The organism is Microbacterium phoenicis, assembly GCF_047302325.1.
GTDB lineage: Bacteria > Actinomycetota > Actinomycetes > Actinomycetales > Microbacteriaceae > Microbacterium.
The window spans coordinates 541,078-566,870 of record NZ_CP154849.1; the positions used below are offsets into that span (position 1 = coordinate 541,078).

Here is a 25,793-nt window from a genome sequence, read left to right on the forward strand (position 1 = left end):
GCTGGCTGTCGGGTGTGTGCGGTCAGTGCGCCGCGAGGATGCGGTCGGCGAGCTCCCGAACCGCGCCGTGACCGCCGCGGCGGCCCAGCACGATGCGGGCAGCCGCCATGACCGCGGGGTGCGCGTCGGCCACCGCGACCGGCCATCCGACGAGGGCCATCGCCGCCAGGTCGTTCACGTCGTTGCCGAGATACGCGGTCTCCGCCAGATCGACATCCCGGTCCCGCGCCCACCCGCGCAGAACGGATGCCTTGTCCTCGACGCCGTGGATCACCTCGACGCGCAGCTTCTCGGCGCGCGCCCGGACCACGGGGTTCTGCTCCGTGGAGAGGATCAGCACGGGCACACCCGCACGACGCAGCAGCGCGACGCCCATGCCGTCGGAGCGGCTCACGCGCACGTGCTCGGTGCCGGCGGCATCCACCCATGCGCTGTCGTCGGTGTGCACGCCGTCGAAGTCGGTCACGAGCGCGGTGGCCGCCACCGCCTCGGGCGTATCGACGAGGGGGGCGAGCGCCTGCGCGGTTCGCAGCTGAGCCGGATCGTCGATCTCGATGGAGGTCGCCTCGGGCACCGTCACGATCTCGGTGCGTCCGAAGAAGCGATGGCGCGCCCGGCGGAACCCTGCGGTCGTGAAGACGTAGAACGCGCCGGTCTCGACGAAGTGGGGCTCGCGGTCCTGTCTGCGGGGTCGCTGCGCGGCGTCGTGACCGATGGCGGCGGCGGCACCGTCGGCATCCCGCTCCCACACGAACTCGTAGCTCTCGCGCGCCGAGAACACGCTGTCGGCTCTTCCGTCACGGACGGCGGTGACCGCCTCGGCGAGCGGACCTGCGGGGAGGAAGGGACTCGTCGCCTGCAGGAACGCGGTCACGCGGGGAGCGATGCCGTCGGCGGCGAGCACGTCGAGCGCGTGCAGGAGCGCGCTCTCGGAGCTGGCCGAGTCCCCCGAGAGATCCGCGGGGCGGTCGACGACGCGCGCGCCCGCGGCACGGGCTGCGGAGGCGATGGCGTCGTCGTCGGTCGAGACGACGACGAGGTCGATGACACCGGTGGCCCGCGCCGCGCGCACCGCCCGGGCGACGAGGGGGATGCCGCCGACCCGGGCGACGTTCTTGCCCGGGACCCCTTTCGACCCGCCGCGGGCGGGGATGACGGCGACCGTCTCGACCATGCTCACTCTCCTCGCAGGGCGCGCCACGCCCGTGCACTGCGGCGCCGGGCGCCGCGCAGGATCAGTTCCACCTCGGCGACCCGACTCGCGCCTCCGCGGGATCCGAACGCACGGGCGAAGAACCCCGGACGCCGTCCGCCGGGGATTCCCAGCGAACTGAGCCGGGCGCGAGGGATGTACCGGTCCCGCTCCTGAGGGGATGCCGCGGCGAGGAACTCCTCGGCCCTCGCGCGCAGCGGCGCGGCGTTCTCCGGCTGCATGGCGTAGCCGACCGCGTCGACGAGGTGCTGCAGACTCTCGCCCCGATACGGCGACTCGGGCCGTGTGAGCGCATCGATGATGGTCACGGGGATGCGGTTGCCGTTCTCGAACGGGGTGAGTCGGTGGAGGAGCACCTCGGTGCCGACGGAGGCGATGGGCAATCCCGTCAGCGCGTGCAGGGTCGGCAGCGCGGTGGAGAACCCCGCGACGGCGCCGACGAACGGAGCGCGCAGCGCGAGGACTTCGGCGGGTGCGTCGCCGCGGAACGCCCGGAACGCCACACCGCGCTCCGCGGCGTGGTCGGCCAGGTCGTCGATGAGGGCGGGGGCAGCCGACGGGTGCGGTTTGAAGACGATGGTCTCCGGCTCCCAGGCGAGTGCGCGGTCGATCATGTCGCGCTGCATCCGCCGTTCCTCGTCGGCCGAGACGAGCTTCAGGGCCGAGAGGTATTGGCCGAGCACGAGCGCGGGGCGCGGCACGTCGGCGAGCTCGTCGATCGCCGGGTCGAGAGTCGCCCGGGCCACGTCGTCCACGACGGCGCGGAACGAGGCGATGCCGACGGGGGCTCGCGTCGTGCCGGCGAACAGCAGCGGCTCGACGCCGGGGACGGTGTCGGCGTAGACGACGCCCGTCACGCGTCGCGCGACCGCGGGCGGCCACCGGTCGCGCAACGGTGAGTACGTCATCAGGCCGTCGCCGATGATCGACACCGGTGCTCCCGGGAAGACGTCGATGAACACCCGCGACGGCGCGACCTGCGGACTCTGCAGGTAGAGCTCGACGCGGTCTCCGTCGATCCGCCATGCCTGCCGCAGCAGACGCTCGAGCACGGCCGCCTCCGCGACGGTCACCTGCCAGTGCGACGGGCGCTCCGGGGCGAGCAGCGCATTGAGGTCGATGACGAGATCGAACCGGTCGCGGAGAGTCGCGAGATGGGCGGCGTCGACGATGCCCTCGCCGACCTCGGGGATGATCGCCGCGTTCACCGCGACGAGGATGCGGGCCTCGCCCGCTGCCGGGATGGCACCGGCATCCATCCCTGCGACGGCCGTCATCAGCCCGTACGCGGAGTTCACGACGAAGATCTGCGTCATGCGGCGCGGACCTCGCGAACGAGGCGGGCGAGGATGCGACGACGCCGGTCCGACAGGCGCTGCAGTGCCGAGTCGATCTGGTCCGGCGGGATGGCACGCAGCAGATCCCGGATGCCGCTGCGCAAGGCCGTGCGCTCCGAGGTCGCCATCGCTCGAGCGCGGAAGAGGTGGTACGCGCACACCGACATGGTCGTCGTCGCGATCTTGGGGAGGAACCGCTCCGCGTCGTGGTCGTCCTGCACGACGCGGATCGCTTCGGCGAAAGCGGGTAAGAAGTCGAGCTGTCGGCGATCGAGGATCTGCGTGAGCGAGGTGGTCACGCCGCGGCGGTAAAGGATCGCCGGGGCGTCGACGATCGCGAAGGTGCTCGCCTGCAGGTGGAGCCGCCAGATCCAGGGCCGATCTTCGGCGGTGAAGAGGCCCGGCTCGAAGTGCGCGAGCCCCTCGTCGAGGACGCGCCGGTGGAACATGCCCGCCCAGGCATAGGGGTAGTCGACCATCGTGGTCTCGTCCGCCGGCAGGATGGCGTCTCGCGGGGCGAGCACGCGCTCCCGCCACGCGAACGGGGCGCGCATGAGTCGGCGGCGACCGTCGGTGTCGGTCACGTGATCGGTGCGGACGAAGTCGCATTCCAGCCGGCGCATCGAGGCGACGAGGCTCTCGAGGCGGTCCGGGTGCATCCAATCGTCGCCGTCGACGAAGCAGAAGAACTCCGTGTCCACTTTCTCGAGTCCCTGGTTGCGCGCGGCGGCGAGACCGACCGAGTGAGCGTTCGAGAGGATCTCGACGTGGGGCATGTCGCGGGCGAAGTGCTGCACCTGCACTCGGGTATCGTCCGTCGAACCGTCGTCGATGACGACGAGCCGTAGCCGATCCGAGTTCTGGAACTGGCGGGCCAGCGTTGTGACGGTCGTCCCGATGTAGGGCCCGGCATCCTTCGCCGGCAGGATGACGGTCACGATCGGCGAGGACACGCGTCGATACAAACAAGGGGGCGTGTCCGGAAGGTGACCCCCGGGTGAACGGTCCCGGTCGGCGTGCGGTTCTAGCACACGGCTTCATTCCGGTCCACTGTCTCAACGGTCCGCGAGGGCTCGGCTATCGTGGTCGATCGTCGGGGGGCGCTTCGTCCTGGTGCGTGTCCCCGCTCTTCGCACACCAAGGAGACTTCACATGTCGCGCAAGACCACCCTGTCGACGGGCTTCGCCGTCGCCACGATCGCCCTCTTCGCCCTGACCGGCTGCGGTTCGGCCGAGTCCGGCACCACCACGAACCCGGCGCCGGTCAGCTCCGCCCCCGCCGAGCAGTCGCCCTCCGCCGAGGCCGAGGCGCCCGCGGGCGACCAGAGCGCTGCCGACGCCTGCAAGATCCTGCAGACCGAGCTGAGCGAACTCAACACCGAGGTCAACGGCGCCAGCGGCGAGCTCTCGTCCGCCGTGCAGTCGGGTGACACGTCAGGTGCCCGCGACATGTTCACGAAGATCGGCACCCGCATCGACGAGATCTCGGGCGAGATCACGAACCCCGAGGTCTCCGAGGCCTACCAGGCGTATGCATCGGCCTGGGACGAGTTCGAGAAGGTCTTCGTCAAGGTCAGCGACGCCGTCGACGCGAAGGACAACGACGCGCTTCAGGCGGCAGCCAACGAGCTGACCGGCGGCATCACGGGCTTCACCGACGCCTCGAAGAAGATCAGCGAAGCCTGCAGCTGATCCTCACCGCACACAGCCGGAACGCCCCTCGTCCCTCGGACGGGGGGCGTTATCGCGTGCGGGGCGTTCTCGGATGCAATGCGTTCGCGCGTGAGAGGCGTTCGCGGATGCAATAGTTCGCGCCCGATACGCCGCACATCCGGCCCGCGGCGCGGCGCGTCGCCCCGGATCCCTTGCATCCGCATACGCGCGTGACGTCCGCGGCGGCGCCGGACCGCGTCATCATGGGGACATGGCATCAGCGAAGAGCGTCACCGGTACCGTCGTCCATCGGCTCACGCGGTGGGGTGCGGCATCCGTCCTCGTCGGGAGCGCGCTCGCCCTGCCGCGACGCACCCGGGCGTTCGGCCTGCAGACGCTGATGTGGGGCGCGATCGACGTAGGCCTCGCCGTGTTCACCCGCCGGCGGCCGGAGGTTCCGAAGAAGCGGATGCTGCGCCGCATCCTCCTCGTCAACGCCGCCCTCGACGTGGGTTACGTCGCCACCGGTGCGCACCTCGCGGTGCGGACGCCGACGCTCGGTGGTCGCCTGAGCGCCGCTGAGGCACGCGGGCACGGCCTCGCCGTCATCATCCAGGGAGCCGCGCTCTTCGTCATCGACCTGACTGCGGCTCGGCGCCTCCGGCGCTGAGATCGATCCACGTCGCCCCGACGCCCTCGTCCCGGGGGTCCCGACTCCAGCCTACGAGTGGCCCGCTTGCGCTCAGCCGTAGGCTGTGTAAAGGTTGCTTCACGTAAAGGTCACTTGACACAAGGGGATGCCGTGAGCCACGCGACGCAGGATCAGGACCGCACCCGGTGGGGACGCCTCCGCGGCGGCAGCCGCATCCCGGCGATGACGATCGCGACCCCGGTCGGCCTCGTCCTCGCTGTGGCTGTCGGCGTCATCGCCGCGGCGATGTGGGATGCCCCCACCCCGCCCGTCGTGGTGGGCATCGGCTTCACGGTCGTGACGCTCCCCGCCCTCGTCGCCCTGGCCTGGGTGTTCCTGGTCGACCGCAGCACCCTGCGCGGCGCCCTCGACCGCCCCGAGGAGTCCGTCGAAGGCGCCTGGTACAACCGCGCTGCGCAGGGTGCTTTCTCGGACATCCTGCTCATCGTCGGGCTCTGCACGGCGTTCCTCGCCATCACCGGCATCCGGATCGACGTGCTGATCGCCCTCATCGGGGTCCTGCTCGTCGCGATGGGCAGCTTCGGCATCCGCTACCTCGTCGCGCGGCGCCGGGGCTGAGGGTGGAGAACACGCTGCCCGCGCTGCGACAGGATCGCGGCTGGTCGCAGCAGCGCCTCGCCGACGAGCTCGGTGTCTCGCGTCAAACGATCATCTCGATCGAACGCGGCCGGTTCGACCCGAGTCTGCCGCTCGCGTTCCGCATCGCGCACCTGTTCGAGACGTCGATCGAGGACGTGTTCGTCCCCGACGCGACCGAGTGACTCAGCCGCGCGCGGCCCACCAATCGCGCAGACGCTGCTCCGCGACCTCGGGCTCGATGACGCCCTCGTCGAGGCGGATGTCGAGCAGGAACCGGTACGCCTCGCCGACCTCGCGACCGGGACGGATGCCGAGGACCTCCTGGATCCGGTTGCCGTCGAGCGCCGGGCGCATCGCCTCGAGCTGCTCCTGCTCGGCGAGCTGCGCGATCCGCGTCTCGATGTCGTCGTAGGCCGAGCGGAGGCGCCCCGCCTTGCGCTTGTTCCGGGTCGTGACGTCGGCGCGCGTCAGGATGTGCAGCCGCTCGAGCTGCTCGCCCGCGTCGCGGACGTAGCGGCGGACGGCCGAATCGGTCCACGCGCCCTCGGCGTACCCGAAGAAGCGCAGGTGCTGCTCGATGAGCTGACACACGGCATCCGTCGTCGCGCCGTCGAACTTGAGCGACTGCAGGCGCTTGCGCGCCATGCGGGCGCCCTTGACGTCGTGGTGGTGGAAGCTGACCGCACCGCCGGGCTCGAGCTTGCGGGTCGCCGGCTTGCCGATGTCGTGCAACAGTGCCGCGAGGCGCAGCGTCACATCGGGCGCCTGGCCCGAATGCCGCTGCTGCTCGAGGTCGATCGCCTGCGCGAGCACGGTGAGCGAATGCTCGTAGACGTCCTTGTGGTGGTGGTGCTCGTCGACCTCGAGCCGCAGCGCCGGGACCTCGGGCAGGAACAGCTCCATGAGGCCGGTGTCGACGAGCAGACGGATGCCGCGGTCCGGCGCGTCGGTCGCGAGAAGCTTCACCAGCTCGCCCTGCACGCGTTCCGGGCTCACGATCGACAGGCTCGGCGCGAGGCGGGTCATCGCTTCGAGGGTGGCCGGGTGGACGTCCATGCCGAGCTGGCTCGCGAAGCGGGCGGCGCGCAGCATGCGGAGCGGGTCGTCGCCGAAGCTGACGTCGGGGTCGGTGGGCGTGCGCAACGTCTGGCCGACGAGATCCTCGACGCCGCCCGTGGGGTCCACGAGCGAAGGGCCGGGGATCCGCAGCGCCATCGCGTTGACCGTGAAATCGCGCCTGACCAGGTCCTGCTCGAGGGCATCACCGAACTCGACCGTGGGCTTGCGGGTCGTGCCGTCGTAGCTGTCGGCCCGGTAGGTCGTGATCTCGACCTGCTCGCCGCGGACCTTCGCACCGATCGTGCCGAAGGCGCGGCCGATGTCCCAGGTCGCCGTCGCGAGGGGTTTCACGATGCGCAGGATGTCGTCGGGTCGCGCGTTCGTCGTGTAATCGAGGTCGTTCACCCGACGGCCGAGCAGCGCGTCGCGGACGGGTCCGCCGACGATCGCGAGCTCGTACCCGGCATCCGCGAACGCACGGGCGAGCGCGGCCGACACGGGAGCGTCGGCGAGCGCGCCCAGGCGCGCGAGACCCTCGGCCATGTTCAGCATGCCTACGAGCCTACCGAGCGGCGCCTAGAGCTCCGGCGGGCGCACGCCCCCGGTCACCCCAGCCGCAGGAACCCGGTGAACACGAGCTCGCGCACGCGCGGCAGCAGGTCGGCGCGGAGCGCGGCGGCATCCACCTCGAGCAGGTCGGCGATGGCGTCGATGAGCACGCCGAGCGGCAGATCGCCGTCGGACGCCCCCACGAGCGCCGCAAGCGCCGGGTCGACGTTCAGCACGCGGCCGAAACCGCCGCCCTGGTGCAGCTCGATGACCGACGGCTCCTCCGCGCCCGGGCGGTGGTGACGGGCCTCGGTGACGTCCGAGCCGACGATCACGGTCGTCTCGGCGAGCGCGTCGTCGTCGAGCAGTCCGAGCCGGTCCCACGCGGCGAGCGCCTCGCCGAGGTGCGTCCCGAGGGCGCTCCCCACCGGCTGGGTGACCCGTTCGTAGCGGGCGAGGGGCGGCATCCCGATCGGCGTCCGCCGCAGCAGCAGATACCCGAACCCGACCGAGGTCACGCCGCGCTCGGCGAAGTCGGCGAGCCACGCGTCGATGAGGCGCGCGTAGTCGGCGCTGCCGGGGGTCGTGCCGCCGTCGCGCACCCAGAGTTCCGCGTAGGCGAGCGGGTCGAGGCGCTCCCGTTCCACGATCCACGCGTCGAGCGGGTGAGCGGATGCCGCGACCCACGCCCGCACGCGGTCGAGGCCGTCGGCATCCTCCCGGTATTCCCAGTTGCCGAGCAGTTGCGCCGTCCCGCCGGGGGCGAGGACGTCGCCCACGCCCGACACGAACGCCGCGACGAGGTCGTCGCCCGCGAAGCCGGCGTCCCGGTACTCGTACTCGGGCACCCCGGCGACGCGCGGCGTGATGACGAAGGGCGGGTTCGAGACGACACGGTCGAACTCCTCGCCGGCGACCGGGTCGAACAGGCTGCCGTGGCGCACCTCGACCCCGTCGACGTCGTTCAGGGCCGCGTTGAGCAGGGTGAATCGCAGCGCGCGCTCCGAGACGTCCGTCGCGACGACGCGGGGCGCGCTCCGGCGGGCGCGAAGGGCCTGGATGCCGCATCCCGTCCCGAGATCGAGGACGCGCTGCGCGGGCGTGTCGAGCTGCAGTCCGGCGAGTGTGAGCGACGCACCGCCCACCCCCAGGACGTGTCCCGTCGGCAGGGCGCCGCCGAGCGCCGCCTCATCGAGGTCGCTCACGATCCACCACTGGCCGGAACCCGCGGCATCCGCGTAGTCCTGCGGACGCAGCAGCGCCGTCGGGGTGACGGCCTCACCGTCGGTGCGGACGAGGCCCAGCCGCTCGAGGGCCGCCGCCCGCGCTGTGGGGAGCGCGGCGTCGACGTCGGCGACGGATGCCGGGTCCCCCAGGAACAGCAGCCGGCTCAGCACCGCCAGCGCGTCGGTGCGGTCGGACAGCGCCCGGCGGGCGGGAGCGAGCAGCCCGCGGCCGATCGCATCGTCGGCGAGAGTTCCCCATGCCGCCCGCACCGCGTCGGCCGTGTAACCCGCCGCGGCGAGGTCCGCGCGGAGCGCGACGATCGAAGAGGGGTCGGGATGCCGGGAGTCGCTCACCCGTCCATTCAACCGGCCCTCGCGCCCAATCAGGGGCTCCGCAGGGCGGTGACCCTAGAATCGCTCCCGATGGTGCGGTCATGGATCGCACAGGAATCGACCTCTTCATGACCTTCATCTCGCCTGTTCCGGGCCGACGTCCGCCGCGCCGATCCCGTTGGCTCCGCGCGGCGACCGCAGCGACCGCCGCCCTCGCGTTGAGCGCCCCCGCGCCGCTCGCCTTCGCCGCCGTCGAGGACTCCGGCGAGGAGCAGCCGCCGACCGCGGTGCTCGCGCCGACGAACAACGGCATCCTCCCGGCATCCGGTTCCCTCACCCTGACCGTCACAGCCGACAATCCGGGCACCGATGCCCTCACCGCGGGCGACGCGACCTTCGAGCTCGGAACCCGGCCGCTGACCACCGGTGGCGCCCTCAGCTCCTGGCTCGACAGCGGCGCCGCGGCGGTCCCCTTCGACGAGGTCGGCGAGACTTCTGTGCCCGAGATCGCAGCGGAGCAATCGGCATCCGAGTCGGTCTCCGTCGACACCGACGACGAGATCTTCGACGACAAGGATCCCGGGGTCTACCCCGCGCGCGTCGTCTACCGCACCGGCGACGAGACCGTCCGGGCCCGGACCGTCGTCGTCGTCCCGCGCACCGGCGAACCGGCGACGCAGGTCGGCGTCGTCGTCCCGATCACCGCCGGCCCGCAGTCGAGCGGGTCTCTGAGCGCGGACACGCTCAGAGCGCTGACCGCGGACGACGGCGATCTGCGCGGCCAGCTGAACGCGGTCGCCGGCACCGATGCGATCCTCGCGATCGACCCGGCGATCACCGCATCGATCCGCGCGCTCGGCTCCGCCGCTCCCGCCGACGCCGTCTCGTGGCTCGACGAGCTGATGTCGCTGCCCAACGACCGGTTCGCCCTGCAATACGGCGACGCCGATCTCGCCGCGCAGGTCGGCGCCGGCGCGACCGCGCCGACCCAGCTGGCCTCGTACGCGGCGTATCTCGATGCCGCGAACTTCGCCGCCGCCGGGGCTGCCGCGGGAGGCGCGACTCCGGAACCGACGCCGACGCCCGGTGCGGTCACGGTCCCGACGCTCGACGAGCTGCTCGACGTCGGCGCGGACCGCGACGCGGTCTTCTGGCCGGCGACGGGCACGGCCGGTGCCGAGACGGCGACGGTCCTCGGCGCCCTCACCGGGACGACCGACACGCCGGTGACCCTGCTTCCGAGTTCCGTCGTCCGCACGGATGCCGCGGCTCACGCCAGCGCCGACGGCGCTGACCTCCTCGTCTACGACCGGGACCTGTCGGCCCTCCTCGAGCAGGCGTCGACCTCGGCCGACGACACCGCGCGCGACAACGCCCTCGCCGAGTACACGGCGCGAGCGACGCTCAGCAGCCCCGCCGGCCCTCTGCTGGTCACGGTGGACCGCGCGAACGGCCGCTCCGAATCCGAACTCCGCGACGCGATCCAGGCCGCGACGGCATTGCCCGGGTGGACGACGACCGACCTCGGCGGCCTGCTCGCCGACAGGCCCGCCACCGTCCGGCTCACCTCTATCGCCCCCGACGAGGACCGCATCGCGATGATCGACGAGTTCCGCGACGCCCAGCCCGGTCTCCGCCTGATCGCCGGTGTGCTGGAGGACCCCGACCTGCTCGCCTCGTCCGAACGCGCGACCGAGCTGCAGCTCCTCGGCAACGCGTGGCTCGACGATCGCGAAGGATGGGATGCCGCGGTCCAGGCGCAACGCGACCGCATCGACACCTGGACCGATGGGGTGGCGCTCGTCCTCGGCGGTCCGATCACTCTCGCGGGCTCGTCCGCTCCGCTCGTGTTCACGGTGCGCAACGACCTGCCGTGGCCGGCGCGCGTGAATCTCCTCGCGACGCCCGGTGACGCGCGCCTCGTGATCGAGTCCACGACCGAGGTGAGCATCGGAGCGCAGCAGACCAGCCGTGTCGCCGTCCCCGTCTCAGCACTCGTCGGCAGCGGGGAGTCGTCCGTCGGCCTGCAGCTGCGGACACCCGCCGGTCTCGACATCGGTCCACGTGAAACCGTCCAGGTCTCGGTGCGTGCGGAGTGGGAATCGGTCGCCGTCGTCGTCCTCACCGTCCTCGTCAGCGTCCTCCTCGTCTTCGGCGTCGTCCGCACGATCCGGCGTCGTCGACGGATGCCGGTGGACGCCTGATGGCCGGCCTCGGCCGCGCGAGCGCCACCGTCGCCGCCGGGACCATGGCGTCCCGGCTGACTGGTCTGATCCGCAACATCGTTCTCGCTGCGGCGCTCCCCGTCGTCGCCGGCGGTGCCGCGGATGCGTTCGCGGTCGCCAACGCGCTCCCCAACACGGTGTTCAACCTGATCTCGTCGGGCCTGCTCGCGGGCGTCATCGTGCCTCAGATCGTGAAGGCGGTCCGCACGCATGACGACCGGGGCGATGCCTTCGTCTCCAAGCTCCTGACGCTCGGGATGGTCGTCATGACCGTCGTCACGGTCATCGCGGTGATCGCCGCCCCCGTGCTGATCCTTCTCTACGGCGGCAGGTTCGCACCTGAGAAGCAGGCGTTGACGCTCGCCCTGGCCTACTGGTGCATCCCGCAGGTGCTCTTCTACGGTCTCTACGCGCTCGTCGGCGAGATCCTGAACGCGAACCGCGTCTTCGGTCCGTACGCGTGGTCCCCGATCGTGAACAACGTCGTCTCGATCCTCGGCTTCGGTGCGTTCATCTGGATGTTCGGCCCGCACACCGAGGTCACCGGCTGGACGCCCGGCATGGTCGCGGTGCTCGGCGGAACCGCCACGGCCGGGATCGTCCTGCAAGCCGTCATCCTGCTGTTCTTCTGGCGTCGCGCCGGTCTGCGTGTCCGACCCGACTTCCGGTGGCGCGGCCTCGGACTCGGCGACATCGGTCGCCTCGCCGGCTGGACCTTCCTGATGGTCGTCGTCGGCCAGATCGCGGGCGTCTTCCAGGTCAACATCGTCGGCGCGGCGTCCGGCACGGGCGCTGCGAATGCGAGCCTGCAGTTCGCGTGGCTGCTGTTCATGCTGCCGTTCTCGGTCATCGTGCTGTCCCTGGGGACGCCGTACTACACACGTCTCAGCGAACACGTCGCGGAGGGTCGCACCGACCAGGTGACCCAGGATCTCGCGTCGCTGACCCGCACCGTCGGGATCTTCATGGTCGGCGTCCTCGCGGCCATCGTCGCGGCGATCGTGCCGTTGTCGCGGATCTTCACCGACAGTCCTGACAACGCCGTCGCCTTCGCCGCCGTCCTCGGCGCCTACCTCGTCGCACTGCTCCCCCTGTCGTTCCAATTCGGCCTGCAGCGCACCTTCTACGCCTTGAAGGACACCCGCACCCCGTTCGTCTACACCCTCGTGCAGGCGGTCCTCGTCGTCGCGTCCGCGCTGATCGCCAGCGCTCTCGTCGGTGCCGACCTGCTTCCGCTCGCCTGGCTGGCCGTCGCGATCGCGCTCGGGCAGTCCGTGGCGAACATCGTCCAGTTCTCCCTTGCCATCACGCTTCTCCGGCGCAAGATCGGTCCGCTCGGCCTGAGCGGCGCCGCCCGCGCCGTCATACGGTTCGCACTCGCGGCGATTCCTGCGGCGGCGGCCGGCGTCGGCGTCTTCCTCTGGGCCGGCGGTGTCCCGGGGTGGACCACCACGAACGGGCTCACGGGCTTCCTCGGCGCCGCCCTCATCGGCGGTGTCACCCTGGCTGTGTACGCCGCCATCCTCGCCGCGTTCCGCACTCCCGAGCTCGCCACGGCCGGCCGTGCGCTCCGCCGCTTCCTGCCCGGCCGCTGACACGAACGCGCGTCCCCAGGCGACGTGGAATGCCACGCGGCTAGCATTGGTTGGACGTGTCGGGGCGAGGAATTTCGCCCCGATGGAGAAGGGATTCATCGTGCGCAAGGTCATCATCATCGGCTCGGGCCCCGCGGGGTACACCGCGGCCATCTACGCAGCCCGCGCGAACCTGTCGCCGCTCGTGGTGGCGAGTTCGGTCGAGGCCGGCGGTGAGCTGATGAACACCACCGAGGTCGAGAACTTCCCCGGGTTCCCCGAGGGCGTCATGGGTCCCGACCTCATGGCCAAGATGCAGGAGCAGGCCGAGAAGTTCGGCGCCGAGGTCGTCTACGACGACGTCGTCTCGCTGGACGTCTCGGGCGACACCAAGACGGTCACGCTCGGCCGAGGCGAGACCCACGAGGCCGAGGCGATCGTCTTCGCCACCGGCTCCGCTCCCCGCAAGATCGGCATCGAGGGCGAGACCCGCCTCTCGGGTCGCGGCGTCTCCTACTGCGCGACGTGCGACGGCTTCTTCTTCCGCGAGAAGGTCATCGCCGTCGTCGGCGGCGGCGACTCGGCGATGGAAGAGGCGACGTTCCTCACCAAGTTCGCGTCGAAGGTGTATGTCATCCACCGCCGTGACGAGCTCCGCGCCTCCAAAATCATGCAGGACCGGGCCAAGGCGAACGAGAAGATCGAATTCGTCTGGAACAGCGAGGTCATCGACGTGCTGGGTGAGGATGCCGTGACCGGCGTCCGCCTCCGCGACACCGTCGACGGGTCCGAGCGCGACCTGGCCCTGGACGGCGTGTTCGTCGCCATCGGCTACGACCCGCGGACCCACCTCGTGCACAACGTCCTCGACCTCACCGAGCACGGAACGGTCTGGGTCGACGGTCGCACCTCGAAGACCTCGGTCGCCGGTGTCTTCGCTGCCGGCGACGTCATCGACCCGACCTACCGCCAGGCGGTCACCGCCGCCGGCAGCGGCACGGTCGCCGCCCTCGACCTCGAGCACTACCTCGCCGCGCGCGGCGACGCGGGGGCACCGGCCGAGGATGCCGCCGTCATCGACGACCGTCCCGACGCCGAGGCCGACGCCGCCTGACCGCGGAACAATTCCGGCATCCGCCGCGTTTTCACACCTGACACGATCGTGTCGACCCCAAAGGAGACAGACATATGACCGCCAAGGCAACGAGCGAGAGCACCTGGCAGCAGGACGTCATCGACGCCGAAGGCCCCGTTCTGGTGGACTTCTGGGCCGAGTGGTGCGGACCCTGTCGCATGGTCGGGCCCATCCTCGACGAGATCCAGACCGAGAACCCCGAGAAGATCACGGTTCTGAAGCTCAACGTCGACGAGAACCCGCAGCTCGCCATGCAGTACCAGATCACGTCGATCCCGGCGATGAAGGTCTTCAACAAGGGTGAGGTCGAGAAGACGATCATCGGTGCGAAGCCGAAGTTCGCCCTTCAGCAGGACCTCGCCGACTACATCGGCTGAGACCTCCGCTTCACGAAGGACCCGCGCGACCCCGGTCGCCGGGTCCTTCGTCGTTTCCGGCTCCGTGGCCGCGAAGGCGCCGCACCAGCCGCGTCCAGAGGGACGGCCGAGTGGGATGGGTCTGATCCCAGACCGCGCGTCGGATGCTGGTGCGCTCGATGTGCTGTGAGCCGGGCAGATCGTCGACGGTGATCCTCCCCCGCAGGAGCTGCACCGTCTGTCGCGGCAGGCTCAGGGTCGCGACGACGGCGTCGAGCAGAGCATCGTCATTCGGGTGATCCCGCAACGCGTCGAGCGCCGCGGCATCCGTCCCCCACTCGGCCAGTGCCGCCTGCGGATCCCGCGGCCCGCGGAGCGTGCTCGACGAGAGGTCGGCGCGAGCCAGCACCCGCTGCACGTCGGCGATCACATCCGTTCCCGTCAGGACACCCTGCCAATCCGCCCGCCACGAGACAGTGAGATCCGGGATGCCGCGCATCGCCCAGCGTCCTTCCGGTGGCTCGTCGTCGAGCGCGATCCGGCTGTAGACCTCGACGATGAGCGCCCCACCCTCCAGGGACAGCCTCACGACGGGGCGCTGCGCGGGCGGCCAGTCCATGTGCGCATCGCCGTGCGTCTGCACCAGGTGCATGTCCCGTGCCGGCACAACGCTGAGCGAGCACTCGAGCTGCGCCGCGAGCCCCCGTCGCCGCTCCGGATCGATCGGCACGATGCCACCCACGACGAGGATGCGAGAGGGCGTCGCCACCGACGGTGCGACGCGCGAGGAGTCGCCCGATCCCGGTCGGCGAGCGGATGCCGCCAGCACCAACGAGCCTCGTTCGAGCCGCAGATCGGCTTGCCACTCCTCCGCGAGTGCGGCGACGATCGGCGACGGATCTGCAGGCACGAGTCGCCCTCCGTCATCCGTGGTGATGAGCCGGCCCCCGGCATCCACGGCGACACGGACGAGGATCCGACCGTCCTCCGGTGCGGTGACCGCGGGCACGCCGCGTGCGGAGAGGGATGTCGCGATGCGCTCGTGTGTCAGATCCCGCCCTCCGCGGACATCGAGATCGGCGATCAGAATCGATCTGGACACGTCCCGACCGTAGCGCGCTCGGGTGAACGTGAATGTTTCACGTGGAACATTCAGGAGGCGCGGATGGACACGTTCCAGGTTCGGTGCGGCTCGCTGCCGAGAAGGCGCCACACCGCGGCGCTCAGAGCCGGGTAGTCGAGTGCGATCTGACGCAGAACGCGGTAGTTGCGAGCCTCGGTCGGGCGCTGCCTGCCGTCGGCAGCGATGTTCTCGGCACGAAGGGTCAGCACGACGAGCTCGTCAACAGTCGGGAGGTCCTCCATGAAGGCCCAGGGATCTTCCCCGTCGCGGACGCGTTCCTCGACCAGGACCGAGAGTTCATCCGATGCCTCCGCACGCAGGACCTCGAGACTGGCCCGTCGAGGGAGATTGGGACGATCACTCACTCTCCAAGCCTACGCTCGCACCCTGTGCCCAGGGCCCGAGGCACTCACGATCAGGACGTGCCGAACTCGGTTTCGCCGAGCTCACCGAGAATTCGATTCAGATCCTGGATCGTGGCGAAATCGATCGTGATCTGGCCTTTCCGTGCCGTCAGTGCGATCTTCACCTTCGTGTTGAGCCGGTCCCCCAGCCGCTCGGCGACGTCGTCGAGGTGGGCACGGCGCGTCCCCGCCTTCGGAAGTGGCCGGACGCGGTTCCCGATGGTCTTCGCGGCAGCCTCGGCAGCGCGCACCGACAGGTCCTCGTTCACGATCTTGTCGGCGAGCCGCTGCATCGTGTCGACGTCATCGACCGAGAGGATCGCGCGAGCGTGGCCGGCGCTCAGCACTCCCGCCGCCACCCGCTGCTGCACCGGGACGGGCAGGCGCAGGAGACGGATCGTGTTGCTGATCTGCGGACGCGACCGGCCGATGCGCGTCGCGAGCTCCTCCTGGGTGATCCCGAAGTCCTCGAGGAGCTGCTGATACGCCGACGCCTCTTCGAGCGGGTTCAGCTGTGACCGGTGGAGGTTCTCGAGCAGCGCGTCGCGCAGGAGGTTCTCGTCCTCGGTCTCGCGCAGCACGGCGGGAATCGCCGTGAGGCCTGCCTCCCGAGCCGCACGGGTACGACGCTCACCCATGATGAGCTCGTACTCTCCGTCCTCGTTGCGTCGAACCACGACCGGCTGCAGGACGCCGAACTCACGAACGCTGTGCACGAGCTCGGCAAGATCATCCGCATCGAAGTTCGTGCGCGGCTGGCGGGGGTTCGGAACGATGGCGTTCGGATCGACCTCGATGAGCCGGGTCCCGGGAACGGCGACCAGATCCGCGTCGGCCTCTGTAGCGGCATCCGACTGCTGCTCGGATCCGTCGCTCTTCGACTCCGGCAAGGATGCACCCGGGAAGAACACGTCCACGGGACGCGCTTCCGAGGAGTCCTGGGTGGGAATGAGGGCGCCGATGCCTCGGCCCAGTCCGGTTCGCTTGGCCATCAGCCGGCTCCTTCTTCTGTTGTCTGCTCGTTACCGCGGCGCGCGATCTCTACCGCGGCTTCGCGATAGGCGACGGCGCCGGCGGATTGTGCGTCGTAGGCGATGACCGTCTGTCCGAAGCTCGGGGCCTCGGAGACGCGGACCGATCGCGGGATGACTGTCTTCAAGACCCGTTCCGGGAAGTGTTCGCGCACCTCGTCTGCCACCTGCTGCGCGAGACGGGTGCGGCCGTCGTACATCGTCAACAGGATCGTCGACAGGTGCAGCGCGGGGTTGAGGTGCTTCTGGATCATCGAGACACTGCCGAGCAACTGGCTGAGGCCCTCGAGCGCGTAGTACTCGCACTGGATCGGGATCAGGACCTCGGTCGCGGCTGTGAAGGCGTTGATGGTGAGGAGTCCGAGTGACGGAGGGCAGTCGATGAAGACGAAGTCGACATGGTTCTCACTCAGATACGTGTCCAGGGCCGTTCGCAGGCGATGCTCGCGGGCGACCTTGGAGACCAACTCGATCTCAGCGCCCGCCAAGTTGATGGTCGAGGGGGCGCACAGCAGATTCGGGGATTCCGGGCTGGTCTGGATGACATCCGCGAGCGGCTCATCGTCGATGATCACGTCGTAGATGCTGGCCACGTCAGCGCTGTGAGGGATCCCGAGGGCCGTCGACGCATTTCCCTGCGGATCCAGATCGATCACCAGCACACGGGCACCGACCGATGCGAGGCCAGCGGCCAGATTCACGGTCGTCGTGGTCTTACCCACGCCGCCCTTCTGGTTCGACACGGTGAGCACGCGCGTCGTGCCGTCGAACTCGACCTCGATCGCCGCCAATGCCTTCCGGCGCGACGTCAGATTCGCCAACTCGCGGGCGATCGGACTGTCGTCGAAAGAGAAGGGTGCGGGAGAGGTGGTGTTCTCCGAATCCGGCACCTGGTACTCCTGTCGTGTCGAGGACTATTCCACTGTAGTCGAGGCCTCCCCCGTCAGTGGATGAGCCTATGTTTCACGTGAAACGTGCGTGGCGCGTGTTTCACGTGAAACATCGACCGTGCTATCTGTGCGGCACTGTTTCACGTGAAACATCACTTGCGTCAGCGCACGGTAGCGCGGATCACCCGAGTCGGCTCCTCGACGAGGCCGTCACCGATGGGCTCGACGCGGACATCCGACAACCGAAACTTGCGGATGATCTTCTCTGCTGCCGTTATCTCGTTCGCCGCGTTCGCGCCCTTGAGCAGAATCAATTCCCCGCCGTTCCGAACGAGCGGCGCGGTGATCGGGATGAGCGTGCGGAATGCACTGACCGCACGCGCCGTGACCGCGTCCAGGACGGGACCTTCCACCCAGTCCTCGCCGCGCGCCCGGACGATCTCGACGTTATCGAGCTCCAGCGCGTCGGCCTGCTCAGTCAACCAGGCGATGCGCCGCTCCATCGGCTCGATGAGCACCCAGCGCACGTCGGGCCGCGCGATCGCGAGGACGAGGCCGGGCAGACCCGCGCCGGATCCGATGTCGCCGACGCGAGATCCTGCGGTGAACAACGGAGCCGCGACGCCGCTGTTCAAAATGTGGCGCGTCCAGATGCGGGGGAGTTCCAGCGGACCGATGAGCCCGCGTTCCTCGCCCTGCGCGATCAGTGCTGCGGTGAACCGACGCGCGAGATCAACCCGATCGCCGAAGACGGATGCCGCGGCATCCGGTTCAGCCTCGGGTGTTTCACGTGAAACATCACCCACGGCGGAGAACCGTGTGGCGGTCCGCACCTTCGCCGTAGGACTCGGACACCAGGCCGTGTTCTGCGGCGATGTCGTGCACGAGCTTCCGCTCGTAGCTGGACATCGGCGGGAGGGATGCCTGCGAGGCACCGTCGTCGAGGCGCTCGAGGGCTCGCTCCACGAGCTTCTGCAGCTGGCCTCGACGGGCGTCACGGGATCCACCGACGTCCAGGATCAGACGCGAGAAGCGTCCCGTCTTCGTCTGCACAGCGATCCGGGTAAGTTCCTGTAGCGCCTGCACCGTGTCGGGATCGGCCAGCAGCGACAGCGCACCGGCCTGCTCGTTCTCGACCGAGACGTACGCGCGACCCGCACGCACGTCGAGCGTCAGGTCGCCATCGATGTCGGCGATGTCGAGGATCCCCTCGACGAAGTCGGCCGCGATGTCGCCTTCCTGCTCGAGCTCGTCGACGGTGGGCGCGGGGCGAGAGCCGGCGGTGTTGTCAGTCGTGGTCATCGTGAATCCTTCAGTCCTCGTCAGGACGAGCTGTCCTGCTTGCCCTTCTGAGCCTGCTTCTTGGCGCGGTTCTTGCCCACCGGCTGCTGACGCTTCGGCGCGGCCGCCTTCGCACGCTCCGCCTCTTCGAGCAGACGCTGCTGCTCGGCCTCGTACTTTGCCATCGGGATGACCTTGCCGGTGGCGTCGAGCGCCTTGCCCTTCTTCGCGAGACGCTCTTCGCGCGCCTTTGCGGCCTCAGAGCCGGGGGTCGGCAGGTTCCGGATGACGATGAACTGCTGGACCATGGTCCAGATGTTCGACGTGAACCAGTACATGACCACGCCGAGGGGGAAGAACACACCCGAGAAGATGAAGGCGAGGGGGAGGACGTAGAGCATGATGCGCTGCATCTGGTACGCCTGGCCGGTCTTGGCCTCGGGGGACAGGTTCTTCGAGATGATCTGCAGCTGCGTGAAGAACTGCGACAGGATCATCAGGATGACGAGGATCACGAGGATCACGACCGTTGCGGTCTGATTCGTGTTGATCGCGTCGATCATGTTGACGTGCAGCGGCGCGACACCGAAGAGCTCAGCGTTGTAGAACTCGCGCGTCAGCGTGGCATTGAGAAGGCCGGTGCCACCGACGCCCCACTCCGCGTGCCGTTTGACCTCGCTGAGCGTGTAGAACATGCCGAGGAGGATCGGCATCTGCACCAGAAGCGGAAGACAACTCGACAGCGGCGTCGTGCCGTGCTTCTTGTACATCGCCATGGTCTCGCGGCTCATGGCCTCGCGAGAGAGCTGGTCGCGCTTGCCGCGGTAGCGCTCCTGGATCTTGCGCATCTCGGGCGCGAGCTCCATCATCTTGCGCTGGCTCTTGATCTGCCGCACGAACAGCGGGATCAGCGCGGCACGCACCACGATGACGAGACCGATGATGGACAAAACCCAGGTCAGACCGGCATCCGGCTGCAAACCGATGGATGTGAAGATCCAGTGCCAGAAGACGAGGATCGCCTCGACGACGAACTTGAACGGCCACAGGATGACGCTGAAGAAGTCCGTGCCACCCGGTTTCGGGGTCGTCGGGTTCGGAAGCGGCGGCAGGGTCGCCGCGGCGGCGAAGAGATCCACCAAGGATCAGTCCTTTCTGCGGGGCACGACGAAGCCGTGCGAAGTCAGGTCGTGCCGGAAATGCGTGTGGGCGGGGACATCGTCGATGCCGCCCGCTGCCCACGGGTGGCATCGTGCGAGGCGGGCGGCTGCGAGTGCCGACCCTTTGATCACGCCGTGCTGCTGCACCGCGCCGAGCGCATAGGCCGAACACGAGGGATAGTACTTGCAGACGTCGCCGTACGTCTGGGAGATGGTGGCGCGGTATCCGTGCAGGAGACCGATCACCGCGTTGCGGGGGAGAAGGACGAGGGATGCCGGCAGTGCTGCGGCATCCACCACCGCTTCTCCTCGCGTGTACGAGGGGAGAGGTGCGGAGCTCACGCGGCGGCCTTCCGTTCGAGGCATCGCACGACCTCGGTGCGCAGCGCCGCGTAGTCGGCGGATGCCGCAGACGGCAGCACGCGGATCACCACGTCGGCCCCGGGACGGACGCCGTCGAGGGCTTCCGCGCAGATCGCCTTCAAGCGTCGCCTCACGGTATTGCGCACGACAGCGCCCCCCACGCGCTTGCTCACGATGAAGCCGAAGCGTGGGGGGCGCTGCTCAGAAGTGCTGACCACATGGGTCACGGTGTGCGCTGCCGCACAGCGAGAACCTCCGCGGACGACGGAACGGTAGTCCGCCCCGCGGGTGATGCGATTCCCGCGCGCCAGCACCGTGTGGCGTCAGGCCGAGAGCTCGGTGCGCCCCTTGGAGCGACGAGCCGAAAGGATGGCGCGGCCGGCGCGGGTGCGCATGCGGGCGCGGAAGCCGTGCTTCTTGGCGCGGCGGCGGTTGTTGGGCTGGAACGTGCGCTTGCTCATGAAGATCACTCCGGAAAGGCGGGGTCACCCGAACGCTCGAGACCGGGGACACAGGTACATGGGGGACCCACGCCGAAAAGGCGCAAGTCAACCGACCTAGGATACGTCGAGATTCCTGAGATCCCAAACTCGTCACACCGACCGGCCATTATCCACCGGTGGTCGAACGCCGCTGGCGACGACACGCGGGCCGGTTCTACAGTGGGTTTTGCCTTGCGCTGCCCAGATGTATAGCGTGATCCGGACACTTATCCACAGGTTGTGCACAGTCCCGTACACACCATTGTCCACACCCCAGGAGGGTCATGTCCGAGCACGAACTTCCAGATGTCCCCGTCTGGACCGCTGTGCTCGACGTCCTCGCTCACGACGACCGCGTCACTCCGCAGCTGCACGGGTTCGTGAACCTCGCCGTCGCACAAGGCGTCATGAGCGGCACCCTGTATCTCGACGTTCCCAATGACCTGACCGCCGGGCAGTTCAACAAGCGCCTGCGCGGCCCGATCATGGAGGCCCTCGCGCAGGTCGATGCCGAGCCGGCCGCCAGCACGTTCCGCGTCGTGGTGAACCCCGAACTCGGCGACACCCACCTCACCGCGCCCGTCCCCGTGCAGTCCGCCCTCGCACCGACGCCCACGGCCCCGATCCGCCCGAACGCCGAGGACTACAGCGAGCAGGCGGCACCGGCATCCCGCAACGACACCCGACTGAACCCGAAGTACACCTTCGACAACTTCGTCATCGGTCAGTCCAACCGCTTCGCACACGCCGCGGCCGTCGCCGTCGCGGAAGCTCCGGCCAAGGCGTACAACCCGCTGTTCATCTACGGCGACTCCGGCCTCGGCAAGACCCACCTCCTGCACGCGATCGGCGATTACGCGATCAACCTCTACACGGGCATCAAAGTGCGGTACGTGTCGAGCGAGGAATTCACGAACGACTTCATCAACTCGATCGTCAACAACCGGGCGTCGGCGTTTCAGGCGCGCTACCGCGACGTCGACATCCTGCTGATCGACGACATCCAGTTCCTCCAGGGTCGCGCCGAGACCCAGGAGGCCTTCTTCCACACCTTCAATCAGCTGCACGACCACGACAAGCAGGTCGTGATCACGAGCGATGTCCCGCCCCGGCACCTCACCGGCTTCGAGGACCGGATGCGGAGCCGCTTCGAGTGGGGCCTCATCACCGATGTGCAGGCCCCCGACCTCGAGACCCGTATCGCTATCCTGCGCAAGAAGGCCCAGTCGGAGCGACTCCAGGTGCCGGACGAGGTCCTCGAATACATCGCCACCAAGGTCTCGAGCAACATCCGGGAGCTCGAGGGCGCGCTCATCCGCGTCTCGGCTTTCGCGAGCCTCAACCGGTCGAACCTCGACATCTCGCTCGCGCAGACCGTGCTCCGCGACATCGTGGACCAGGACGACGCCAACGTCATCTCGCCGACCGACATCATCTCCGCGACGGCCCAGTACTTCCGCCTCACGGTCGACGACCTCTACGGATCGAGCCGGTCGCAGTCGGTCGCGACCGCTCGACAGATCGCGATGTACCTGTGCCGAGAGCGGACGAGTCTGTCCCTGCCGAAGATCGGTCAGCTCTTCGGTAACCGCGATCACACGACGGTCATGTACGCCTACAAGAAGATCAGCGAACTCATGAAGGAGCGTCGCTCGATCTACAACCAGGTGTCGGAGATCACGTCGCAGCTGGGTCGCTCCGGCCGCTGACGGACGCACACGCCCGAGCGTCCGGGCGTACTTGACACGCTCCCGGACTCACCCCCACAATGCGGTTTCCCACAGTGTGGAAAGCCTGTGGATAACTGTGCGGCGACGGCCCTCAGATGTGAACGAACGGCGGCAACCTGTGGATGACGGTCTCAACACGACGTCGTCGACGCCCCCGTTGTCCCGCGAGTTTCCGCAGCCCGTGCACAAGTTACACAGATGTGGTTCCGGCTCGACGACTGGGATCCACCGACTTATCCACAGTTTCCACAACTGTTAACAAGAAGACAGAGAACTATCTGATGAGAACCCGGTCCGATCACACCGAGGGGTGAGATCCGGCTCCGCTCGATCCGCGCAGAGACGCTTCCGGACCGGCTCGACATGGGCACTAGCATGAGAGGGCCCATCTCGCCGTCAAGGGAGCATCCGTGAAGTTCCACGTCAACCGCGACGTATTCAGCGAAGCCGTGTCGTTCGTGGTGAAGCTGCTCCCGCAGCGGAACCCCCAGCCGATCCTCGCCGGCGTGCTCATCGAAGCGACCGACGACGGTCTGTCGCTGGCCGCATTCGACTACGAGGCATCCGCTCGCACCCGCATCGACGCGACCGTCGACGAACCGGGCACGATCCTCGTGCACGGCCGGCTCCTCTCCGAGATCGCCAGCCGGCTGCCGAACGCTCCCATCCAGATCACGCAGGACGCCGACGGCGAGATCCTTCTGACCTGTGGGTCTGCGCGCTTCACCCTCGCCGCCATGCCGGTCGCCGAGTACCCGGCGATCCCCGAAGTCTCGGGGGATTCGGGCCTCGTCCCGGGCGACGACTTCTCGACGGCCATCGCGCAGGTCGCGTTCGCGGCATCCCGTGACGACGTCACCCCCGTGCTCACCGGCGTCCAGCTCGAGGTCACCGGGAACGAGCTCAGCCTCGTCGCCACGGACCGCTACCGGGTCGCTCTCCGTGAGATCAACTTCGACAGCGGCGCCGTCGCCCGCGAAGAGGCGACCACGGCGCTGGTTCCCGCTCGCACCCTGACCGAGGTCGGCAAGACGTTCGCCCACGCCGGCGATATCCAGGTGTCGTTCTCGGGATCGGGTGACCGCGAGATCATCGCGTTCACCGCGGGCAACAAGACCGTCACGTCGCTGCTCATCAAGGGCAACTTCCCCCCGGTCCGGCGCCTCTTCCCGGCGCAGACCGAGCACTACGCCGTCGTCAACACCGCTGAGCTCGCCGAAGCGGTCCGCCGCGTGTCGCTCGTGCTCGACCGTTCCGCGCCGCTGCGGTTCACGTTCTCGGACGAGGGCGTGTCGATGGATGCCGCGGGCACCGAGCAGGCTCGCGCGACCGAATCGGTCGACGCGACGCTCGCTGGCGACGAGGTCACGCTGGGTCTGAACCCGCAGTACTTGGTCGAGGCACTCGGCGCGGTCAAGAGCGAGTTCACTCGTGTGACGTTCACTTCGAGCGAGAATGCGAACAAGCTCAGCCCGGTTCTCATCACGCCGCAGACCTCGGGCACGCCCGAGAGCTTCAAGTACCTGCTGCAGCCGAATCTCCTGCTGCGCTGACCCCGTCGTCCGTCCACCTCGAGGCGTGTCGGTGCCTCGAAGGAGGGTGATCTGGTGATCGTGGAGCATCTGAGTCTCGTCGACTTCCGCAACTACGCGTCGGCCGATGTGAGTCTCGTCGCCGGTCCGAACGTCTTCGTCGGCCGGAACGGTCAGGGGAAGACGAATCTCGCCGAGGCGATCGGCTACTTCGCAACGCTCGGCTCGCACCGCGTCTCACAGGACGCGCCGATGGTCCGTTACGGAGCGGATGCCGCCTTCGTCCGCGCGCGACTCGGTTACGGCGACCGGCGCATCCAGCTCGAGGCGCAGCTCAACCGGTCGGGGTCGAACAAGGCGCGGGTCAACGGCTCGCCGGTACGGACCTCGGAACTCCCGCGTTACGCACAGGTGGTGCTCTTCGCGCCGGAGGACCTGCAGATCGTCCGCGGCGATCCGTCGTCGCGCCGGCGGTTCGCCGATCAGCTGCTCGTGCAGCGCTCCCCCCGCATGACCGGCGTGCTGGCCGACTACGACCGCGTGCTCAAGCAGCGCACCGCCCTGCTGAAATCGGCGCGGGCCCGGAGCCTCAAAGCCGAGCAGCTCACGACCCTCGACGTCTGGGACGACAAGCTCGTCTCGCTCGGGACCGAGATCATCCTGGCGCGGCTCCGTCTGGCGGAGGATCTCGCGCAGCCGATGCGCGACGCCTACGAGGCGATCGCCGGCGCCGACCACGACCCGCAGCTCGAATGGATGCTGACCGTGGCGGGTGCCGACCCCGAGGACGACGGCGCTGCCGTGACGCAGACGGGTTCGGCGATCGGAGCGGACGCGATCGCGGCATCCTTCCGCGCCGGTCTCGCCGCGAAACGCGCGCAGGAACTCGAGCGCGGTGTGACCCTCGTCGGGCCGCACCGGGATGATCTGCTCCTCCGGCTCCGCGGGCTCCCCGTGAAGGGATACGCGTCGCACGGCGAGTCGTGGTCGACCGCGCTGTCGCTGCGATTGTCGTCGGCGCAGCTCCTGCGCGACCAGTTGCGACTCGGTGACCCGATCGTCATCCTCGACGACGTCTTCGCCGAACTCGACGCCGATCGTCGGACACGTCTGGCGGGGGTCGTCGCGGACTTCGAACAGGTCATCGTCACCGCCGCCGTTGAGGGTGACGTCCCCGAGGCGCTCCGCGTCCGGACCGTCCGGGTCGAGGCGGGCACGATCGTGACGGATGCCGATGTCTGACGCCGACGGCATCCCCGAGACGGTCTCCACCTACCTGCGACTGCGCGGTCTCGAGCCCTCGGCGGCCAAGAAGCGTCGCAAGCGGCGGCGGAACGACGACGACGAGAACCAGCCGTTCACGTCGGGGCGCGACCCGAAGGGGATGGGCGATCTGCTCGCCGACCTGACTCGTCAGTCGGGGTGGGACGTGCAACTCGCGAAGGAAGACCTCGTTCTCAAGTGGGCCGAGGTCGCCGGCGAGGAGACGGCGCGTCACGCCGATCCCGTCGCGCTGAGTGACGGTGTGCTCACCGTCCAGTGCGATTCGACCGCGTGGGCGAAGAACCTGCACCTCATGCGCGCGACGATCGTGACGGAGCTCATCCGACGGTTCCCCGAAGCCGGCGTCGAATCGGTCCGTTTCGTGGGCCCGGACGTCCCCTCATGGAAATGGGGCCCCAGAGCCGTTCCAGGGCGGGGCCCTCGCGATACCTACGGGTGAGGCACGTCCCGCACCCTCCGAGAAGCTTTCACGCGCTCACAGCGCCGTTCAGCCGCTCATAGCGCCCCCTTTCCGATAGACTGGGAGGAAGGCCTGAACGATGGATGTGGAGCGCACGAAACC

Annotated in this window: 27 protein-coding genes; 12 read left to right on the forward strand and 15 right to left on the reverse strand. The window is 68.9% G+C overall.

Annotated features, from left to right (window positions below; all coding sequences use genetic code 11):
- Nucleotides 1–22: 22 nt before the first annotated feature.
- Genes ABCU91_RS02695 through ABCU91_RS02705 form a run of 3 tightly spaced genes read right to left on the reverse strand, consistent with a single transcriptional unit; the run spans nt 23 to nt 3,503 of the window.
- Nucleotides 23–1,174 (reverse strand): cytidylyltransferase domain-containing protein, encoded by a 1,152-nt coding sequence (locus tag ABCU91_RS02695; RefSeq protein WP_413354702.1) that lies wholly within the window; start codon nt 1,172–1,174, stop codon nt 23–25.
- A 2-nt stretch (nt 1,175–1,176) separates the two neighbouring features.
- A complete protein-coding gene (locus tag ABCU91_RS02700; RefSeq protein ID WP_413354703.1) occupies nt 1,177–2,529 on the reverse strand; it encodes a polysialyltransferase family glycosyltransferase in 1,353 nt (450 codons plus the stop codon).
- Nucleotides 2,526–3,503 carry a glycosyltransferase family 2 protein gene (locus ABCU91_RS02705; protein WP_413354704.1) on the reverse strand — a complete coding sequence of 326 codons (978 nt, stop codon included), beginning with the start codon at nt 3,501–3,503 and terminating at the stop codon, nt 2,526–2,528. Before ABCU91_RS02705 ends, ABCU91_RS02700 begins: the two co-directional genes overlap by 4 nt.
- 199 nt (nt 3,504–3,702) lie before the next feature.
- Here ABCU91_RS02705 and ABCU91_RS02710 point away from each other — a divergent pair, with 199 nt between their 5' ends.
- The 4 genes from ABCU91_RS02710 (at nt 3,703) to ABCU91_RS02725 (ending at nt 5,676) form a co-directional block, all read left to right on the forward strand.
- Nucleotides 3,703–4,242: a hypothetical protein gene (locus ABCU91_RS02710; protein WP_406923058.1), complete on the forward strand. Its 540-nt coding sequence runs from the start codon at nt 3,703–3,705 to the stop codon at nt 4,240–4,242.
- Between the two features lie 232 nt (nt 4,243–4,474).
- Nucleotides 4,475–4,873 carry a DUF6992 family protein gene (locus ABCU91_RS02715; protein WP_413354705.1) on the forward strand — a complete coding sequence of 133 codons (399 nt, stop codon included), beginning with the start codon at nt 4,475–4,477 and terminating at the stop codon, nt 4,871–4,873.
- A gap of 132 nt (nt 4,874–5,005) precedes the next feature.
- Nucleotides 5,006–5,473 (forward strand): hypothetical protein, encoded by a 468-nt coding sequence (locus tag ABCU91_RS02720; RefSeq protein ID WP_406923056.1) that lies wholly within the window; start codon nt 5,006–5,008, stop codon nt 5,471–5,473.
- Between the two features lie 2 nt (nt 5,474–5,475).
- The gene (locus tag ABCU91_RS02725; protein ID WP_413354706.1) at nt 5,476–5,676 is read left to right on the forward strand and encodes a helix-turn-helix transcriptional regulator; all 201 of its coding nucleotides are present in this window, start codon (nt 5,476–5,478) and stop codon (nt 5,674–5,676) included.
- Nucleotide 5,677: 1 nt separating this feature from the next.
- Here ABCU91_RS02725 and ABCU91_RS02730 read toward each other — a convergent pair whose 3' ends face one another.
- Nucleotides 5,678–7,105, reverse strand: a complete 1,428-nt coding sequence (locus tag ABCU91_RS02730) for a CCA tRNA nucleotidyltransferase (RefSeq protein WP_413354707.1) — start codon at nt 7,103–7,105, stop codon at nt 5,678–5,680.
- A gap of 53 nt (nt 7,106–7,158) precedes the next feature.
- Nucleotides 7,159–8,682, reverse strand: coding sequence for a methyltransferase (locus ABCU91_RS02735; protein WP_413354708.1), 1,524 nt, complete (start codon nt 8,680–8,682; stop codon nt 7,159–7,161).
- A gap of 80 nt (nt 8,683–8,762) precedes the next feature.
- On the opposite strand from ABCU91_RS02735, the gene ABCU91_RS02740 reads away from it, so the two are divergent.
- From ABCU91_RS02740 to trxA, 4 genes are all read left to right on the forward strand, one after another.
- Nucleotides 8,763–10,865: a DUF6049 family protein gene (locus tag ABCU91_RS02740; protein WP_413354709.1), complete on the forward strand. Its 2,103-nt coding sequence runs from the start codon at nt 8,763–8,765 to the stop codon at nt 10,863–10,865.
- The gene (gene murJ, locus ABCU91_RS02745; RefSeq protein WP_413354710.1) at nt 10,865–12,481 is read left to right on the forward strand and encodes a murein biosynthesis integral membrane protein MurJ; all 1,617 of its coding nucleotides are present in this window, start codon (nt 10,865–10,867) and stop codon (nt 12,479–12,481) included. Before ABCU91_RS02740 ends, murJ begins: the two co-directional genes overlap by 1 nt.
- 100 nt (nt 12,482–12,581) lie before the next feature.
- Complete coding sequence (gene trxB / locus ABCU91_RS02750) at nt 12,582–13,574, forward strand: thioredoxin-disulfide reductase (RefSeq protein WP_413355363.1); 993 nt, start codon at nt 12,582–12,584, stop codon at nt 13,572–13,574.
- A gap of 74 nt (nt 13,575–13,648) precedes the next feature.
- Nucleotides 13,649–13,972, forward strand: coding sequence for a thioredoxin (trxA, locus tag ABCU91_RS02755; RefSeq protein WP_018187790.1), 324 nt, complete (start codon nt 13,649–13,651; stop codon nt 13,970–13,972).
- A gap of 10 nt (nt 13,973–13,982) precedes the next feature.
- Here the strand turns inward: trxA and ABCU91_RS02760 are convergent, their stop codons facing one another.
- The 10 genes from ABCU91_RS02760 to rpmH all read right to left on the reverse strand — a co-directional run bounded on the left by ABCU91_RS02760 (nt 13,983) and on the right by rpmH (nt 20,664).
- On the reverse strand, nt 13,983–15,053 hold the full coding sequence (locus tag ABCU91_RS02760) for a hypothetical protein (protein ID WP_413354711.1): 1,071 nt from the start codon (nt 15,051–15,053) through the stop codon (nt 13,983–13,985).
- 50 nt (nt 15,054–15,103) lie between these two features.
- A complete protein-coding gene (locus tag ABCU91_RS02765) occupies nt 15,104–15,439 on the reverse strand; it encodes a tryptophan synthase subunit alpha (protein ID WP_413354712.1) in 336 nt (111 codons plus the stop codon).
- Nucleotides 15,440–15,489: 50 nt separating this feature from the next.
- The gene (locus tag ABCU91_RS02770; RefSeq protein WP_406923047.1) at nt 15,490–16,470 is read right to left on the reverse strand and encodes a ParB/RepB/Spo0J family partition protein; all 981 of its coding nucleotides are present in this window, start codon (nt 16,468–16,470) and stop codon (nt 15,490–15,492) included.
- Nucleotides 16,470–17,399, reverse strand: coding sequence for a ParA family protein (locus tag ABCU91_RS02775; protein ID WP_413354713.1), 930 nt, complete (start codon nt 17,397–17,399; stop codon nt 16,470–16,472). The genes ABCU91_RS02770 and ABCU91_RS02775 overlap by 1 nt, the downstream gene beginning before the upstream one ends.
- 161 nt (nt 17,400–17,560) lie before the next feature.
- On the reverse strand, nt 17,561–18,232 hold the full coding sequence (gene rsmG / locus ABCU91_RS02780; protein ID WP_413354714.1) for a 16S rRNA (guanine(527)-N(7))-methyltransferase RsmG: 672 nt from the start codon (nt 18,230–18,232) through the stop codon (nt 17,561–17,563).
- Nucleotides 18,198–18,701, reverse strand: coding sequence for a protein jag (locus tag ABCU91_RS02785; RefSeq protein WP_413354715.1), 504 nt, complete (start codon nt 18,699–18,701; stop codon nt 18,198–18,200). Before ABCU91_RS02785 ends, rsmG begins: the two co-directional genes overlap by 35 nt.
- Before the next feature lie 20 nt (nt 18,702–18,721).
- A complete protein-coding gene (yidC, locus tag ABCU91_RS02790) occupies nt 18,722–19,819 on the reverse strand; it encodes a membrane protein insertase YidC (RefSeq protein ID WP_133399368.1) in 1,098 nt (365 codons plus the stop codon).
- 6 nt (nt 19,820–19,825) lie between these two features.
- Nucleotides 19,826–20,140, reverse strand: a complete 315-nt coding sequence (gene yidD, locus ABCU91_RS02795) for a membrane protein insertion efficiency factor YidD (RefSeq protein WP_231916615.1) — start codon at nt 20,138–20,140, stop codon at nt 19,826–19,828.
- Nucleotides 20,141–20,178: 38 nt separating this feature from the next.
- Nucleotides 20,179–20,517 (reverse strand): ribonuclease P protein component, encoded by a 339-nt coding sequence (gene rnpA / locus ABCU91_RS02800; RefSeq protein WP_091358033.1) that lies wholly within the window; start codon nt 20,515–20,517, stop codon nt 20,179–20,181.
- A gap of 9 nt (nt 20,518–20,526) precedes the next feature.
- Nucleotides 20,527–20,664, reverse strand: coding sequence for a 50S ribosomal protein L34 (gene rpmH / locus ABCU91_RS02805; RefSeq protein ID WP_064002918.1), 138 nt, complete (start codon nt 20,662–20,664; stop codon nt 20,527–20,529).
- 305 nt (nt 20,665–20,969) lie between these two features.
- On the opposite strand from rpmH, the gene dnaA reads away from it, so the two are divergent.
- The 4 genes from dnaA (at nt 20,970) to ABCU91_RS02825 (ending at nt 25,670) form a co-directional block, all read left to right on the forward strand.
- On the forward strand, nt 20,970–22,394 hold the full coding sequence (gene dnaA, locus ABCU91_RS02810) for a chromosomal replication initiator protein DnaA (RefSeq protein ID WP_406923044.1): 1,425 nt from the start codon (nt 20,970–20,972) through the stop codon (nt 22,392–22,394).
- Between the two features lie 431 nt (nt 22,395–22,825).
- Nucleotides 22,826–23,968, forward strand: coding sequence for a DNA polymerase III subunit beta (dnaN, locus tag ABCU91_RS02815; protein WP_413354716.1), 1,143 nt, complete (start codon nt 22,826–22,828; stop codon nt 23,966–23,968).
- A gap of 54 nt (nt 23,969–24,022) precedes the next feature.
- Nucleotides 24,023–25,189 (forward strand): DNA replication/repair protein RecF, encoded by a 1,167-nt coding sequence (recF, locus tag ABCU91_RS02820; RefSeq protein ID WP_413354717.1) that lies wholly within the window; start codon nt 24,023–24,025, stop codon nt 25,187–25,189.
- Complete coding sequence (locus ABCU91_RS02825) at nt 25,176–25,670, forward strand: DUF721 domain-containing protein (protein WP_413354718.1); 495 nt, start codon at nt 25,176–25,178, stop codon at nt 25,668–25,670. The genes recF and ABCU91_RS02825 overlap by 14 nt, the downstream gene beginning before the upstream one ends.
- The last annotated feature ends 123 nt before the right edge of the window (nt 25,671–25,793 follow it).